This window comes from Bradyrhizobium sp. BRP22, assembly GCF_020194175.1.
GTDB lineage: Bacteria > Pseudomonadota > Alphaproteobacteria > Rhizobiales > Xanthobacteraceae > Bradyrhizobium.
This window is the reverse complement of sequence record NZ_JADYVX010000010.1, coordinates 97,546-114,077: the sequence shown is the minus strand read 5'-3', so window position 1 is coordinate 114,077 and position 16,532 is coordinate 97,546. Positions and strand designations below refer to the sequence as shown.

General features: G+C 63.1%; 15 protein-coding genes. 13 read left to right on the top strand and 2 right to left on the bottom strand.

Features of this window, described 5'->3' with window-relative positions:
• The first annotated feature begins 96 nt into the window (after positions 1-96).
• A complete protein-coding gene (locus tag I6F35_RS15705; protein ID WP_225118589.1) occupies positions 97-1,488 on the top strand; it encodes an NAD(P)/FAD-dependent oxidoreductase in 1,392 nt (463 codons plus the stop codon).
• On the opposite strand, the gene I6F35_RS15700 is transcribed toward I6F35_RS15705, so the two are convergent.
• Together I6F35_RS15700 and I6F35_RS15695 are read right to left on the bottom strand one after the other, a co-directional pair.
• On the bottom strand, positions 1,392-2,693 hold the full coding sequence (locus I6F35_RS15700; RefSeq protein WP_225118588.1) for a sorbosone dehydrogenase family protein: 1,302 nt from the start codon (positions 2,691-2,693) through the stop codon (positions 1,392-1,394). The two genes, I6F35_RS15705 and I6F35_RS15700, sit on opposite strands and share 97 nt — an antisense overlap.
• A 98-nt stretch (positions 2,694-2,791) precedes the next feature.
• Positions 2,792-3,466 (bottom strand): GntR family transcriptional regulator, encoded by a 675-nt coding sequence (locus I6F35_RS15695; protein ID WP_225118587.1) that lies wholly within the window; start codon positions 3,464-3,466, stop codon positions 2,792-2,794.
• A 114-nt stretch (positions 3,467-3,580) separates the two neighbouring features.
• On the opposite strand from I6F35_RS15695, the gene I6F35_RS15690 reads away from it, so the two are divergent.
• From I6F35_RS15690 to I6F35_RS15635, 12 genes are all read left to right on the top strand, one after another.
• The gene (locus tag I6F35_RS15690; RefSeq protein WP_225118586.1) at positions 3,581-4,372 is read left to right on the top strand and encodes an enoyl-CoA hydratase/isomerase family protein; all 792 of its coding nucleotides are present in this window, start codon (positions 3,581-3,583) and stop codon (positions 4,370-4,372) included.
• Positions 4,373-4,383: 11 nt separating this feature from the next.
• The gene (locus I6F35_RS15685) at positions 4,384-5,628 is read left to right on the top strand and encodes a CoA transferase (RefSeq protein ID WP_225118585.1); all 1,245 of its coding nucleotides are present in this window, start codon (positions 4,384-4,386) and stop codon (positions 5,626-5,628) included.
• Positions 5,629-5,694: 66 nt separating this feature from the next.
• Positions 5,695-6,687: a tripartite tricarboxylate transporter substrate binding protein gene (locus I6F35_RS15680; protein ID WP_225118584.1), complete on the top strand. Its 993-nt coding sequence runs from the start codon at positions 5,695-5,697 to the stop codon at positions 6,685-6,687.
• A 45-nt stretch (positions 6,688-6,732) separates the two neighbouring features.
• The gene (locus I6F35_RS15675) at positions 6,733-7,215 is read left to right on the top strand and encodes a tripartite tricarboxylate transporter TctB family protein (RefSeq protein WP_225118583.1); all 483 of its coding nucleotides are present in this window, start codon (positions 6,733-6,735) and stop codon (positions 7,213-7,215) included.
• 12 nt (positions 7,216-7,227) lie between these two features.
• Positions 7,228-8,784, top strand: a complete 1,557-nt coding sequence (locus I6F35_RS15670; protein ID WP_225118582.1) for a tripartite tricarboxylate transporter permease — start codon at positions 7,228-7,230, stop codon at positions 8,782-8,784.
• 142 nt (positions 8,785-8,926) lie between these two features.
• Positions 8,927-10,207, top strand: a complete 1,281-nt coding sequence (locus I6F35_RS15665) for an ABC transporter substrate-binding protein (RefSeq protein WP_225118581.1) — start codon at positions 8,927-8,929, stop codon at positions 10,205-10,207.
• Positions 10,204-11,133 (top strand): NAD(P)-dependent oxidoreductase, encoded by a 930-nt coding sequence (locus tag I6F35_RS15660; RefSeq protein WP_225118580.1) that lies wholly within the window; start codon positions 10,204-10,206, stop codon positions 11,131-11,133. Before I6F35_RS15665 ends, I6F35_RS15660 begins: the two co-directional genes overlap by 4 nt.
• 54 nt (positions 11,134-11,187) lie before the next feature.
• Complete coding sequence (locus I6F35_RS15655) at positions 11,188-12,030, top strand: ABC transporter ATP-binding protein (RefSeq protein ID WP_225118579.1); 843 nt, start codon at positions 11,188-11,190, stop codon at positions 12,028-12,030.
• Positions 12,002-12,712 carry an ABC transporter ATP-binding protein gene (locus I6F35_RS15650; protein WP_225118578.1) on the top strand — a complete coding sequence of 237 codons (711 nt, stop codon included), beginning with the start codon at positions 12,002-12,004 and terminating at the stop codon, positions 12,710-12,712. The genes I6F35_RS15655 and I6F35_RS15650 overlap by 29 nt, the downstream gene beginning before the upstream one ends.
• 61 nt (positions 12,713-12,773) lie before the next feature.
• Positions 12,774-13,655, top strand: a complete 882-nt coding sequence (locus I6F35_RS15645; protein ID WP_225118577.1) for a branched-chain amino acid ABC transporter permease — start codon at positions 12,774-12,776, stop codon at positions 13,653-13,655.
• The gene (locus tag I6F35_RS15640; RefSeq protein WP_225118576.1) at positions 13,652-14,743 is read left to right on the top strand and encodes a branched-chain amino acid ABC transporter permease; all 1,092 of its coding nucleotides are present in this window, start codon (positions 13,652-13,654) and stop codon (positions 14,741-14,743) included. Before I6F35_RS15645 ends, I6F35_RS15640 begins: the two co-directional genes overlap by 4 nt.
• A 76-nt stretch (positions 14,744-14,819) precedes the next feature.
• Positions 14,820-16,340, top strand: a complete 1,521-nt coding sequence (locus I6F35_RS15635) for an aldehyde dehydrogenase family protein (RefSeq protein ID WP_225118575.1) — start codon at positions 14,820-14,822, stop codon at positions 16,338-16,340.
• Positions 16,341-16,532: the final 192 nt, after the last annotated feature.

Sequence of the window (16,532 nt, the reverse complement as noted above, 5' to 3'; positions counted from 1 at the left end):
AGTTGTTGTCCGCCTCGTGGCCGTCAGTGTGGACGGCAGGACATTGTCGCTCGGGTACCGGATCCGGAACGTGGCTCTCTGACTGGCGCGCCCAACATGGACACCCTGCATTCCGATATCATCGTCATTGGTGCGGGCGCCGCAGGCCTGATGGCCGCCCGCGAGCTGGGACGTGCGGGCAAGAAGGTGACGCTACTGGAAGCGCGCGACCGGTGCGGCGGGCGCATCTATCCGCTTGCGACCGGGGAGTTCGGATATCCGGCGGAAGGCGGGGCCGAATTCGTCCACGGCGAGGCGCCTGTGACGCGTGCATTATTACGCGAAGCCGGGCTTTCGCTGGTACCGGTTTATGGGACGCGATGGAACGTGGAGCGTGGAGCGTTCTCGCAAGACGAAGCGCCCGATCTCGGTGCCGACCATTTTCACCAGGCCTTGGCGGAATTGAAAGCCGACGTCACCGTCGCTGATTTCCTGGAGCGATACTTTGCCGGTCCCGAGCACAGTCGGTTGCGGCATTCCATTGTGCGAATGGTCGAGGGCTATGACGCGGCCGACCCTGCCATGGCGAGCATCTTGGCGCTTCGCGACGAATGGATGAACAGAGGACCGGGCCCGCAAGTCCGCATCGCCGGAGGCTATGGCGCCTTGATCGCCTATCTGGCGGACGAATGCCGGAAGCAAAACGCCGTCATTCATCTGAACAGCGTGGTCAGCGCGATCGAGGCGACCGATCGGCGTGCATTGGTCCATTGCGTCAACGGCCGCAGCTACACCGGCGATAGGGTCATTCTCACCGTACCCCTTCCGCTTCTGCAAGACATCGCGTTTCCGCATGCGGTACGCGAGAAGCTGGCAGCGGCTGCGAACATCGGCTTCGGCAACGTCATAAAAATTCTACTTCGTTTCAAGACGCATTGGTGGACTAGCAGCACGGAGAGGGATCTATCCGATCTGTTGTTTCTGCTATCGGACGAGACGATTCCGGTCTGGTGGACACAGTGTTCGCCTGAGCGTCCCGTGCTGACCGGGTGGATCGCTGGTCCGAAAACGGCAGGGATGCCCCACCTCGACGAGAATGCACTGGTCGAAACAGGGATCGCCTCGCTCGCCGGTATCTTCGGACTTTCTCCCCAGGCACTGATGCGGGATCTCGTCGCGGCGCGAGCGATCAACTGGGCGCGCGATCCGTTTGCGCGCGGAGCCTATTCGTACGCCACGCCTGCAACGCGCGAAGCGCAACTGGCGCTGGCGAGCTCGGATGTTACCGCGATTCTCCTCTCCGGCGAGGCGCTCTACCGTGGACGGGACATGGGCACCGTTGAGGCTGCGCTGGCCAGCGGCCTGGAGACGGCGCAGGCCGTCGTGGCCGTTGATCAGATCTCAACGCCGCGTCACTCGCCGGTTACGCGCCAGATCACATTGCCAACATCGTCCGCCACCAAAACCGAACCGTCGGGGCCGAGCGTGACGCCGACCGGCCGTCCGTAGGATTCCCGCTCATCGGGTGCGAGGAATCCGCTCAAAATGTCGCGCGGCGGCCCGGACGGGCGCCCGTTCTCGAAGGGCACGAACACGACCTTGTAGCCACTCAGCGTGCTGCGATTCCAGGAGCCGTGTTGTCCGATTGCCATGCCATCCGGAAAGCCCGGAAGTGTGCCGGCCGGCAACCAGCACAAACCGAGCGATGCCGTGTGCCCGCCAAGTGCGTAGTCCGGTGTAATGGCCTTTGCGACCAAGTTCGGGTCCTGCGGGACGCGATCGTCAACCGTCTGCGCCCAGTAGCAATAGGGCCAGCCGTAGAAGCCTCCGTCGCGGACCGAGGTCAGATAATCGGGAGGGGTCTCGTCGCCGAGCCCATCGCGCTCGTTGACCACCGTCCAGAGCACGCCGGTCTGCGGTTCCCATGCGAGGCCCACGGGGTTGCGCAGGCCACTGGCAAAGATGCGGCTGTTGCCGCTCGCAAGATCGAGCTCATAGATGCAGGCCCGGCCTTCTTCCACCTCCATGCCCATCTCGGCGATGTTGCTGAGCGAGCCGACCCCGACATAGAGCTTCTTGCCATCGGGGCTCGGTAGCAGGCTCCGCGTCCAGTGCCCGGCAGGCTTGAAGTCGACGAGTTTCCGCCCTTCGGCGGTGATGCGGCTCGCGCCCACGGCATACGGAAACGCCACGACGCCGTCGGTATTGCCGACATAGAACGTTTCGCCCACCAGCGCCATGCCGAACGGCTGGTTCAGCCCCTCCATGAATGTCTCGCGTATTTCTGCGACGCCGTCGCCATCCAGATCGCGCAACAGCGTGATGCGGTTCGCGCTGACGCCAAGTGCGTCGGCGCGTCTCATCGTCGCCTGCATCGCATAGTGGAACATGCTCCTGGGAGGGCCTGCGACCTGCGTCGCCTCGGCAATGAGGACGTCGCCATTGGGCAGCACGTCGATCCAGCGCGGATGATCCAGCCCCTTTGCGAACGCGTTGACCTTCAGCCCCGGTCCAGCCGTCGGCTTCTGCCCTTCAGTCCACCCTCTGGCGGTCGGCATCTTGAGCGTCGGGATCGCGCCCTGCGACTTCGCCAACGGGATCTGCGGGGTGTCGCCCCATGCCGGTTTGGGCGTAGCCCCCTGCAACCGACGCCACAAGAGCGCAACACCGCCGATAAGCGCGACGACCCGCGCAAAGTAGCTGGAAAAATTCATCGAGATCCCCTGTTGATTGCGCACATTATCGGATGCCGCGTGATCGCCAAAGCTGCCAGTGCGCCATTCTGCTCCGGACTTCACAGCTCGAGCCGGCCTCAGGCTCGGAGTCGATCCTGCATTGTAAGATCAGTGCTTTCCGTTTCCACGAAGCCCGCCTGCAACACCTCCTCGCGCTTGTGGCGAAGATGTGCGCGTAAGATATGAGAGAGACCAATCCCATCGCGACGCTGCAGTGCGTTGAGGATGGCTTCATGCTCCTTCATCGCTAATGCCCAGCGGTCCGGCGTCATGGGAGTAACATAGCGCGCGCGACGGATGCGTGCCGTGACCGAATTGTACAGGCCGATGAGCACGGGATTGCCGGCCGCCGCGACGATCGCCTCGTGAATGGCCCGGTTGCAACGATAGTATTGAATTAGATCGCGGTCACGGTAATGCCGCGCCATCGCTTCGTGCGTTGCGGCGAGCTCGCCGATCTCCGCATCCGTGATCCGCTCGCAGGCGAGCTCGCCGGCGAGCGCCTCGAGACCCTGACAGACCTCGAACAGGTCGCGCATGTCCCTGTCGGTAAGCCGGGCGGCGCGCGAGCCGCGATGGGGCAGCAATTGGACGAGACCTTCGGCCGCGAGCACCTTGAGTGCTTCGCGCAGCGGTGTGCGCGAGATCTGCAGCCTGTCGCACAACTCGCGCTCGGGGATCCGGGCCCCTGGCGGGATCTCGCCGTCGAGCAGGATCGCGCGAATGCGGCTGACGACCTCCTCATGCAGCATCTTGGCGAACCCATTTTGAATTCAAAATAGACGATATCATCGACGATTCCCAAGTTCCAGCTTGATAATTCCAGATTTTGCATTCAAAATCCGCAAAACGATAGGTAGAGGAAAATGCACCAGGACGTTGTCGAAAACCTCGTTTTCGAGATCGAGGGCGGCATTGGGCGGCTGACGTTCAACCGTCCTCAGGCCAGAAACGCCTTCACCTTCGCAATGTATGAGCGGCTCGCCGAGATCTGTGAGCAGGCCAATAGCGATCAAACGATTAAGGTGCTGGTGCTTCGCGGCGCGGGCGACAAGGCCTTTGCGTCGGGAACAGACATCAACCAGTTCCGCGCCTTCAAGACGCCGCAGGACGCGCTCGACTACGAGAACCGCATCGACCGCGTGCTCACCAAGCTCGAACAGTGCCGGGTCCCGACGATCGCGGCGATCAACGGCTTCTGCACCGGCGGCGGCGCCGGCATCGCCGCGGCCTGCGATCTGCGCATCGGCACCAGGAGCGCGCAGATCGGCTTTCCGATTGGCCGGACGCTCGGCAATTGTCTGTCGATGTCGAACGTCAGTCGGCTCACCGCGCTCGTGGGACCGGCGCGCGTCAAGGATCTGATCTTCACCGCACGGCTCGTCGAAGCCGCGGAGGCCGCGGCGATCGGCCTGCTCACGGAAGTGGTCGACGATCTCGCGGCGCTTGACAGGCGTGCCGATGAGGTCGCCCGGCTTCTCGCCGGGCATGCGCCGCTGACGCTCAACGCGACGAAGCAGGCGGTGGCGCGCCTGCAGAAGCGCCTGACGCGCGAGGAGGGCGAGGACCTGATCGTCATGTGCTACATGAGCGAGGATTTCCGCGAGGGCCTGGACGCATTTCTCAACAAGCGCGCGCCGCAATGGCGCGGACGATAGGGGGTATGGCCATGCAGCGTCATCAATCGCAATCCGCGGGCCCGCTCGCCGGCCTCAAGGTCGTCGACCTCACCCACGTCATGGCGGGACCGACCTGCACGCTGATGCTCGCCGACATGGGGGCCGACGTCATCAAGATCGAGAAGTGGCCAAACGGCGATGACACCCGTCATTCGGTGCCGCCCAAGATCGGCGACGAGGCGGCCTCCTTCCTGATGATGAACCGCAACAAGCGCGGCATCGTGCTGGATCTGAAGACCGCCGGCGGCAAAGAGGTGCTGCGGCGGCTGATCGCAAGCGCCGATGTGCTGGTCGAGAATTTCGCGCCGGGCGCCATGGAGCGGCTGGGCTTCGGCTATCAGGAACTGCACGAGGAATTTCCGGCGCTGATCTACTGCTCGCTCTCGGGGTTCGGCCGCACCGGGCCGTACAAGCATCGCCGCGGCTTCGACCTGGTTGCCCAAGCCATGAGCGGGATCATGAGCTTCACCGGCGAACGGCCGGACGGCCCGCCCGTGAAGTGTGGTCCTCCGTTGTCGGACATCACTGCCGGTCTTTTGGCCTGCATGGGAATACTGGGGGCCTACACCCATCGTCTCAAGACCGGTGAAGGGCAGTGGGTCGAGACATCGCTCTTTGAGGCGGCGCTGGTGCAGACCTACTGGCAATCGACGATCGCGCTCGCCACCGGCACCGCGCCGCGCGCGATGGGCTCGGCGCATCCGCTCAACGCACCATACCAGGCGTTCGAGGCGTCGGACGGCTGGCTCGTCGTCGGCGGTGCCAACAACAAGAACTGGCTCTTGATGTTGGAGGCGCTGGGCGCAACCGAGCTAGCGTCCGATCCGCGCTTCGTGACCGGCGCCGATCGCATGGCGCATCTGAAGGAGCTCGAGGCGGTCCTGAGCCAGCGTTTTTGCACCCGCACGCGCGCCCACTGGCTCGCCGCTCTGGAGGAAAAGGGCGTGCCGTGCGGTCCGGTCCACGACATGCTCGAAGCGTTGAGCGATCCGCAGACCCTGGCGCGCGAGATGGTCGTCGAGGTCGAGCATTCGACGCTCGGGCCAGTGAGGACGATTGGGCTCCCGATCAAGTTCTCGGCGACACCGGGCAAGGTTCGATCCGGTGCGCCGGTCTATGGCGAGCATACGCGCGAGGTGCTCTCCGAATATGGGTTCGACGAAAGCCAGATCGAAGCACTTGAGAAGGAAGGTGCAATCGTTTTGGCATCGAGCCGTCGCGAGGAGCTCGCCTGATCACCGCGTTCGCGGGATACGACCCAAAAACAACAAACCAAAACAAAAAATCAGCCGGAGGGAACCATGAACGTCATGTCGAGGCTGTTGCTGTCCGCAGCGGGCATCGTGCTGGCTGGGACGCTTCCAGCCAGTGCCGCGTGGCAGCCGCGGAAACCGATCGAGTTCGTCGCCACGGCGGGGCCGGGTGGCGGCACCGACAATCTGGCGCGCGCGGTGCAGAGCATCATCACCAAATACAAGCTCACCGACCAGCCGATCGTGGTTGTCAACAAGGGCGGCGGCAGTGGCGCGGAGGGCTATGTGTACGGCAAGGCGTCAGCCGGCGATCCCCACAAGGTGATCTTCGGCACCTCGAACGCCTGGCAGCAGCCGCTCGTGTCCAAGGTCGCCTTCAACTACACCGACCTCACCCCGATCGCGGCCATAGCGCAGGATGAGTTTCTGCTCTGGGTCAAGCAGGATGCACCGTACAAGACGGTGAGCGACTATCTGAAGGCGGCGGCCGCAAGTGAATTCAAGATGGGTGGCGCGCAGTCGAAGGATACCGACGAAGTGCTGACTCGCATGATCGAGAAGATCGGCCACATCAAATTGACCTACATTCCGTTCAAGAGCGGCGCGGAAGCCGCCGTGCAGCTCGCGGGCGGTCATATCGACTCCCACGTCAACAATCCCAGCGAAAGCCTCGGACAATGGCGGGGCGGAATGCAGCGTCCGCTCTGTGCCTTCAGTCCGAAGCGACTGCCGCAGGGTCCGAAGATCACGGCGATCGAGGGCTGGAGCGACATTCCGACCTGCGTCGAGCAGGGGCTCGACATTCCGCAATATGAGCAGCCGCGCACCGTCTGGTTGCCCGGGAAGGTCACGCCCGATCAGATCGCCTTCTATGTCGAGCTGATGAAAAAGGTGCAGGCGACGCCGGAATGGAAGGACTACATCGAGAAGACGTTGCAGGTCGATACCTTTCTGACCGGAGCTGACTTCGACAGCTTCATCAAGCAGGATCTCGATCACCTGAAGCAGGTCGCTGCCGAGCAGGGCTGGCTCGTGAAGTGAGCCGCCCGAGATAACGCAATTTGTAGCGGCGGGCTGGAGCAGTCGATGATATCGCGCCGTGCTCTTGAGATAGCGACAGCCATCCTCACCGGAAGTTTCGGTGTCGCTGTTCTCGTGTCCAGCATCGATAATGGCATCGGCTGGACGGCCGCCGGCGTCGATGCCGGCACGTTTCCGTTCGTCATCGGCGTCATCATTGTCGTCGGCAGCCTCTACAATCTCGCCCGCGGCTATCTGCCGGGCGGCACGCTGGCAAGCGTTCCCGTGGCCATCACGGCAATCGAGCTGCGCCGCCTCGCCGGGCTGTTCGTGCCTGCCGCGCTCTTCGTGGCGCTCATCCCGATCGTCGGGATGTATCCGGCTTCAGCCGGCTACGTCTTCACAGTCCTGGCGCTACCGGGGCATCAATCGTTGCTTCGCTCGCTGGTGATGGCATTGGCAACGCCGCTTGCGCTCTATGTGGTGTTCGAGCGCCTGTTCCAGGTGACCCTGCCACACGGTGCGTTCGCCGCAGCTTTCGGGCTTTGACGGAGAGAGCGAATGGAAAATCTCCACGAGCTCCTGCACGGCTTCACCATCGCAGTCACCATGCCGCATCTGGCGCTGATGGTGATCGGCGTCCTGCTCGGCATTCTCGTCGGCGTACTGCCCGGCCTGGGCGCGCCGAACGGCGTTTCGCTGCTGCTGCCGCTGACCTTCGGCATGCAGCCGGTGTCGGCGATCATCCTGCTCTCGAGCATGTATTGGGGCGCGCTGTTCGGCGGCTCCGTCACCTCGATCCTGTTCAATATCCCCGGAGAGCCATCGTCGGTCGCCACCACCTTCGACGGCTATCCGATGGCGCGCGATGGCAGGCCGACGACGGCGCTCGCCACCGCTTTCGGTTCGGCCGCGTTCGGCGCGCTGGTAGGCGTTGTCTTGATCACCTTTTTGGCGTCATGGGTAGCCAGGGTCGCGCTCGCCTTCGGGCCGCCGGAATACTTCGCCGTCTATTTCCTCGCCTTCGCCAGCTTTGTCGGCATGGGTGGCGCAGCACCGATCAAGACCGTTGTCGCCCTCGCAATCGGCTTTGCCATCGCTGCGATCGGCATCGATACCGTCTCCGGCAGTGTGCGCCTGACAATGGGCGTCGACGAGCTGGTGAAAGGCGTCAGCTTCGTCGTGGCGGTGATGGGACTGTTCGGCATCGGCGAACTCCTGGTCGCGGTCGAAGAGGAGGTTCACGCGCGCGGGGTCTCCTCAAAGATCGATTGGAGGGAGGTCTTGCGCGCGGTCGTCCGCCTGCCACGGCACGGCATAGCCTTGCTGCGTAGCGCGGCGATTGGATGCTGGATGGGGATCACGCCGGGCGGACCGACCGCGGCCTCCTTCATGAGCTACGGCATCGCACGTCGCTTCTCGCGCCGCGGCCAGCATTTCGGCACTGGTGAGATCGAGGGGATCATTTCGCCGGAGACCGCCGATCACGCCGCGGGCACAAGCGCGCTTCTGCCGATGCTGTCGCTCGGCATTCCCGGATCGGCCACCGCCGCGGTGATGATGGGCGGCTTGATGATCTGGGGCCTCAATCCCGGGCCGATGCTTTTCGTCGACCAGAAGGATTTTGTCTGGGGACTGATCGCCTCGATGTATGTGGGCAACATCGTCGCGGTTGCGCTGGTGCTGCTCACCGTTCCGATATTCGCCGCCTTGATGCGGATTCCGTTTGTCATCATTGCGCCCCTGATCGTGATCATCTGTGTCGTCGGCGCCTATTCGGTATCGAACTCCTATCTCGACGTTATCATGATGCTCGGCTTCGGCGTCGTCGGCTATCTCTTCAAGAAGCTGTTCTATCCGTTGGCGCCGCTGGTGCTTGCGATCGTCATCGGCGACAAGGCCGAGGATGCCTTCCGGCAGTCGATGCTGCTGTCCAAGGGATCGCTCGGAGTATTCTTTGCCAACGGACTCGTGACGAGCCTTGTCGTGGCTGGGCTGGCGCTCCTGCTGCTTCCGCTCGGACTGCAGATCGCACATGTCCTGCGCAAGCCTGGCGAGCGCAAGTCCATTGCGCCGGATTCTGAAGACACGACCCGGCAGAAGGTGAGGGTCACGTGATCCGCAAAGCCGCTCGTTGCACGTGCGGTGCAATATCCTTAGGCGCCCTATAAATATATATAGCTTGATTGAAAAAATACTTCGTGTCTTAATTTGCCCCAAGGGCGCCTAAGCACCCAAAAAAGATCAGGGAGGAAGACGAATGTCGCACTCGCGGCCACGCGATGCCTGGGCTTGTCTGCTGTCATTAGCGGTGGGGCTGGGCGCAGCCACCATCGTCGCACCGGCGTTCGCAGAGAACGGCATCACCGATACTGAAATCGTGATAGGCATCTCGGCCGCATTGTCAGGCCCGAATGCGGGTTACGGCGCGATCGCCCGCGGCACGGAAGCGTGCTTCAATTACCTCAATGCCGAGCAAAGCGGCGTCAAGTTCGGCGACGGCAAGACGCGCAAGGTCCGGCTCGAGATACTGGATGATGCGATGGAGCCCGCGCGCGCGTTGCAGAACGCCCGCCGGCTCGTGAGCCAGTCGAAGGTGTTCGCGGTCGTCGGTAATGTCGGGACCGGCGCCAACCTTGGATCACGGCCGTTCTACAATGGCGAGCACGTGCCGCAGATGTTCATCGCAACGGGCGGACCGATGTTCGGCGCAAAGTCCGAGGTCGAAAAGAACCCTTGGACCATGGCCGCGTGGCTGGCCTATAACACCGAAGCCGCCATCTATGCGGCGTTCATCAAGCAGAAATTTCCGGACGCCAAGATCGCGCTGCTCAACGATGACAGCGGCGGTCCGTTCTTTGCCGACGCGTTCCTGAAGTCGGCCAAGGAACTTGGCCTCAACATCGTCGCTCGCGAGGAGCACACCTACAGCGAACCGACGATCAATGCGAAGATCAGCCGGCTTGCCGCTTCTGGTGCTGATCTATTCGTCGATGCGACTACGCCCAAATTCGTCGTGCAGGCTCTCAAGCAGATGACGGCGATCGGCTGGAAGCCGGTGCACATCATCTGGGGTGTCGGATCGAGCATCGGCGGCGTGTTCGAGCCGGCAGGGGTCGAGACGGCCAAGGGCGTCTACAGCGGCCAGTGGATGAAGGACCAGACCAATCCGGCCTATGCAAACGACGAAGACATGAAGCTCTACGTCGCCAAGCTCAAGCAATATGGCGGCTCGCTCAATCCCGCTGACCAGAACGCGGCAGCCGGCTGGTATGCCTGCCACGCGACCAAGAGCCTGTTCGAGCGGATGGAGCAGCCGACCCGCGAGGCCTTCATGAAGGCGGCCCGTAGCATGAAGGGCCAGAAGGAGCCGCTGATGCTCGATGGGATCACGCTGAACACCAATGGTGCCGAAGACGGCTACCCGATCGAGTCCGTGCAGATCTCCCAGTTCGACGGCGTGAAGTTCGTGCCGGTCGGTCCTGTCCTCAACTACGAGGGCAAGACGCCGCACTACGAGCCCCCAGCCAAGTCGCAATGACACGTCGCAACGAGGAGACAACGTCCATGACCAACAACACTTTCAAGACGATCGGATTCATTGGCCTCGGCGCCATGGGCAGCCAGATGGTGAAGCATCTGAAGGGGATCGCCGACATTCTCGTCTACGATACCGATGCGGCTCGCGCCACTGAGGCCGCCAAGGCGAGTGGTGGCCGGGTCGTCGATGGCGTGAGCGGCATAAGCACGGCCGATGCGGTGATCCTGATGCTGCCGACCAGCGCGATCGTCGATCAGGTGCTGCACGGAGCCGACGGCGGCAAGGGCCTGCTCGACCATCTGCCTTCCGGTGCCATGGTGATCGACATGAGCTCGTCCGCGCCGACCAATTCGGTCGCGAACGCGGAGATCGCGGCCAAGAAGGGGATCCGCTTCATCGACGCACCGGTCTCCGGCGGCGTCAAGGGGGCGGAGGCCGCGAGCCTGGCGATCATGGTCGGCGGTACGCAGGCTGATTTCGATCGGGCGCTGCCGGTGCTGCAGAAGATGGGCGCCAAGGTCTTCCTGGTCGGCAAGGTCGGGTCGGGCCATGCGGTCAAGGCACTGAACAACCTGCTCGCCGCCACGGCCTTTGTCGCCACCAGCGAAGTCTTCGCGGTCGGCGCCAAGTTCGGCCTCGATCCGGCGACGATGCTCAAGGTGATCGATGCGTCGTCCGGCCAGAGCTTCCAGACCACCCATGTCTGGCAGAAGGCGGTCATCGAGCGCACCTTCCAGTTCGGCTTCGCTCTCGCGTTGATGGAGAAGGATGTCCGCGTGGCGATGTCGCTGTTCGATGCGATGGGATCCGATGCCCAGCTCTCGCGCACGACGGCGGCAATCTGGGCCAAGGCGCTGGCAACCGCATCGCCAGGCTCGGATATGACGATCGTCGCCAAGCAGGCTGAAGCAGCCCTCGGCCTGTAACGCGGCGATGGCTGAGGCAATTTCTTTAGCCCTCAGCGTGGGGACGAAGATCAAATGAACGGCTCAACGGCTCACCTGTCTCCGCGGATGGTGTCGGCTTCACCGGCGCCGCCGAAACTGGCGGTCGACAACCTGTCGCTCAGGTTCGGCGGCCTCGTTGCGATCAACGCGCTGTCGTTTCAGGTGGGGCGGGACCTCATCTGCGGCCTGATCGGCCCCAACGGCGCCGGCAAGACCAGTTTGTTCAACTGCGTCAGCCGGCTCTACAACCCGACCGAAGGCCGAATCACCTTCGACGGGACCGACATCACGCACTACCGGTCGAAAGACATCGCCAAGCTCGGCATTGCCCGCACGTTCCAGAACCTCGCGCTGATGAAATCGCTGACGGTCCTGCAGAACGTGATGCTCGGAGGCTATCACCACGGCCGCACCTCGCTCTTGCGCGCGCCGTTCGTGCCGGTGTCGCGACGGTTCGAAGAAACCACCCAGCGGCGCGCGGCGATGGAGTTGCTGGCGCGCCTGCAGCTCGATCACCTGCACGATGAGCGCATCGACAGCCTGCCTTATCCGACGCTCAAGCGGGTCGAGCTCGCCCGCGCGCTGGCGTCGCGTCCTTCGCTCCTGATGCTCGACGAGCCGGCCGGCGGGCTGTCGCATGCGGAGGTCGATGAACTCGCCCGCACGCTGGTCCGGGTGCGCGACGAATTCGGCCTGACCTTGCTGCTGGTCGAGCATCACATGGGCATGGTGATGAACATCTCGGACGACATCATCGTGTTGGATTTCGGCAACAAGATCGCCGAAGGCAAGCCGGCCGACGTGAAGTCGGACCCCCGCGTCATCCAAGCCTATTTGGGGAAACAGCGTGAACGTTCTCGAGATCAAGGGCGTTAGCGCCGGCTACGGGCGCATCCCGGTGCTGCACCACGTTTCGCTCGTAGTCGGCGAAAAGAGTATCGCCGTGCTGCTCGGCGCCAATGGTGCGGGCAAGACGACGACGCTGCGCGCCGTCAGCGGTATGATCAAATATACCGGCCAGATCCTGCTGGATGGCAAGGACCTGAAGGGGCGCGGCCCCGACCAGATCGCGCGGCTGGGCATCGCCCACGGCGTGCAGGGACGCGGCACGTTCAGCGACCTGACGGTCGAGGACAATCTGGCGGTCGGCGCATTCCGTCGCCGCGACAAGGCGGAGATCGCGGTTGACATCGACCAGATGTACACGCTGTTTCCCCGCTTGCGCGAGCGCCGCAAGCAGAAGGCGGGCAGCCTCAGCGGCGGCGAGCAGCAGATGCTGGCCGTCGGTCGGGCGCTGATGCTCAAGCCGCGGGTGATGCTGCTTGACGAGCCGTCGCTCGGGCTCGCGCCTGTTATCATCGACGATCTCTACGAGGCGCTGCAACGCGTCAACCGATTGCAAGGCATCGCGATGCTGATCGTGGAGCAGAACGCCAATCTGGCTTTGGAGATTGCCAATGACGCCTACGTGCTCGAGACCGGCTCGATGGTGCTGTCGGGTACGGCCCGGGACGTGTCCGAGAACGACGGCGTCCGCGCCGCCTATCTTGGTAACTGAGGATCTGCCACCGATCTTGGCGCATGCAGGCGAGCCCAACAACTGAATCGAGAAACTGGCGATGCAGTATTTCTTTCAGCAGATCGTCAACGGCATCGGGGATGGCGCGATCTATGCGTCGCTCGGTCTTGCGCTGGTGCTGATCTACCGCACGACGAACATCGCCAATTTCGCCCAAGGCGAGATGGCGACATTCTCCGCTTATATCGCCTGGCAGATGGTCGATTGGGGCGTGCCGCTGTGGTGGTCGTTTCTCATCGCCATCGCCGTGTCGATGGTGGTTGGCGTGCTGGCCTATCTGCTGCTGGTCCGGTCGGTTCAGCACCGGGATGAATTGACGATCGTCATCGTCACGCTCGGCCTGTTCCTGGCCTTCAACAGTTTCGACGGCGCGATGTGGGGTTTTCTGCAGCTCTCATTGCCGAGCCCGTTCCCCGAGAAGAGCTTCGCCATCGGCGCGCTCAGGTTCAATGCCGAACTGCTCGGCACGATCATGATTCTGATTGCGATCTCGATCGGCATGTTCCTGCTGTTGCAGCATACGCGGCTGGGCACCGCGCTCCGCGCCTCGGCCTCCAATGCCACGTCCGCCATGCTGGTCGGCATTCCCTTCACGGCAATGATGGCGATCGGATGGGGACTCGCGGCCGGGCTTGGGGCGGTCTCGGGCCTCCTGGTTGGCCCGAAGCTGACGCTCGATCCGAACATGATGGGCGCCATCATCATCTATGCCTTCGCGGCGGCCGTGGTCGGCGGATTGACGAGCTATCGCGGCGCGGTGGTTGGTGGCGCCATCGTCGGCATCTCGCAGGCGCTATCGATGGCTTATCTTCCCTGGCTCGGCTCCGATCTGCAGATATTGCTGCCGCTGATGCTGATCGTGGCCGTGCTGATCATCAAGCCAGAGGGTCTGTTCGGCAGCACCGTGGTGATACGCGTATGAGCAGCATCGAAATTCCCGCCATGCAATCGGCCCCGCGCGGTGAGGTGGTCGCCACCAAGATCGGCGTCGGCTTCGTGCTGGTGCTGATCCTGCTGGGCATGCCGCTTGTGATCCCCGAATATCAGACATTCCAGCTGACCGGCGTGATGACCTATGCCGTGGCGGCGCTGGGCCTCAACCTGATCACCGGCTATGTCGGGCAGGTCTCGCTCGGCCATAACGCTTTCTTTGCACTGGGCTCATATGCCGCCGTGCTCAGCGTCGTGTATCTGGGTGTCAACGATGTCGTGGCGGTCCTGATTGCGGCGGTTGTCACATTCATCTTCGGCGTGCTGGCGGGTTATCCCGCCAAACGGCTGCGGGGGCTCTATCTGGCCCTGATCACGCTGGTCCTGGCCGTATCCGTCGTGCCGCTGGTCAAGCAGTTCAAGGCCTATACCGGCGGCGCGGCCGGCCTGATGGTCGACAAACCGGTGCCGCCGGCCTGGTTCACTCTGGGCCAGGACGCATGGATCTATTACATGGTACTGGCGTTCACCCTCGTCATCTTCTGGCTGGTCAGGAACTTCGTCGGCGGCAGCAATGGCCGGGCGCTGGCCGGCATCCGCGAAAGCGAGCTCGCCGCATCGTCGATGGGCGTCGATGTCAACCGGCTCAAGGTGATCGTGTTCGGGGTCGGTTCGATGCTGGCGGGCGTCGGTGGCGCACTCGCGACCTTTACGATCGGCTTCATCGGCCCCGACTCGTTCACGCTGATGCTGTCGATCAGCTTCCTGGCGGCGATCGTCGTCGGCGGGCTCGGAACGATCTGGGGAGCTTTGGTGGCCGGCCTGTTCCTGCAGTTCGTGCCGTCCTATGCCTCGGATCTCGGCCAGGCGTTCTCCGGTGCGGTCTATGGTGGTATCCTGATTGCGTGCATGACCTTGATGCCGAACGGGATCGTCGGCTCGCTATTGAAGATCGCCAGCAATCGGCGCGAGGCCAGGAAGGCTGCCGATCGAACCGCTGGGAAAGGCGCCGAGAAAACGACCGTGGCCGAGAAAACGACCGTGAAAGCCGCTGCCGATCGGACCGCTCGCGCCACCTGATCGCTCTGCCGGCTGGCTCATGACGGATGCGGCCCGGCCGGCGATCGCTACAACGACAACGATGGAAGGAAAGATCATGACGGTACAAGTTCAAATCAATGGAGGGATGAAGGCGTCCGTGAGCGAGGCGGACAGCTCGGTGCGTCTTGGACCGACGCTTCAACTGTTGAACGGCGAATGGGTCGGCAGTGTCGATGGCCGCACGCTGGCGGTGGGATGCCCTGCCACCAAGAAAACCATTGCCCACACCCCGCGCGCATCCGCGCAGGACGTCGAACGCGCGGTGGCCGCTGCGGAAAAGGCCTTCGTGAGCTGGAAGAAGGTCACGCCGTCCCTGCGCGGCAAGGCGCTGCTCAAGGTCGCCGACGAGCTCGAAGCCCGCGTTGAGGAACTGGCCCGCATCATCGCCCATGAAACCGGTAATGCGCTGCGTACTCAGGCGCGTCCGGAGGCGCTGACCTGCGTCGACGTTTTCCGCTATTTTGGCGGTCTGGCCGGCGAGCTGAAGGGCGATACGCTGCCGCTGGGTGATGACATCCTGAGCTACACGAGGCGCGAGCCGCTCGGCGTCGTCGGGGCCATCGTGCCCTGGAACGCGCCGGCAACATTGTCGTCGATCAAGATCGCGCCCGCTGTCTGCGCCGGCAACACGCTGGTGCTCAAGCTTGCCGAAGACGCGCCCTTCGCCGCGCTGTTCATCGCCGAGATCTGCAATCGGCATCTGCCGCCCGGCGTGCTCAATATCGTCACGGGCTTCGGGCCGGAATGCGGCGCCGCGCTGGCAACCCATCCGCGGGTCAGCAAGCTGTCGTTCACCGGTTCGACCGCGGTCGGCCGCAGCATCCTGGCTGGCGCGGCGGATCGCATCGTGCCGGTGTCGCTCGAACTCGGCGGCAAGAGCCCGGCCATCGTCTGCGAAGATGCCGATGAGGATTGGGTCGTCCAAGGCGTCGCGTCCGCGATGCGCTTCACGCGGCAGAGCCAGTCATGCACCGCCGGATCGCGCCTGTTCCTGCATCGGTCGATCTACGACAAGTTCCTCGACAAGCTGACCGCGCTGATGAACAGCTACAAGATCGGCGACCCGCTCGACGAGGCCACCGACATGGGGAGCCTGATCAACAACAAGCAATACAATCGGGTTTGCGGCTACATCGAAGACGGCATCAAGAACAAGGACGTCAAATTGATCGCCGGCGGCCTGCCGCCGAAGGAAGGCCCGTTGAGCGCCGGCTATTTCACCGTGCCGACGTTGTTCGCCAGCACGTCGAACAACTGGCGTCTCGCCCAGGAGGAAATCTTCGGTCCGGTGCTGGTGGCGATCCCCTGGACCGACGAGGCCGAGGTGCTGAAGATGGCCAATGACAGCCATTATGGCTTGGCCGGCTATGTGTTCTCGCGCAACACGTCACGCGCCATTCGGATGGCCCATGAGATCGATTCCGGCTGGGTCCAGGTCAACCAGGGCAAGGGCCAGATCATGGGCCAGCCCTATGGCGGCTTCAAGCAGAGCGGGCTCGGCAAGGAGATGTCGCTCAGTTCGATGCTCGAGGGCTTTTCGCGGCTGAAGACCGTAACGGTCAACTTGACGCTCTGATCGGCTTGCCTGGATTTGGGGAAACCGGGTACCGGTTTCCCGCCAATGACGGAACGCACTTTGCATGGAGATCATGCATGAACGACAGACTGAAGCGCGATGGCGATTCGACCTGAAGCTGTTGCGTTAGCGTCGGGGACCTAAATTTGTGTCGACCATGGACGATCGCCTTCCGAAGTTGCCCGAGAGCCA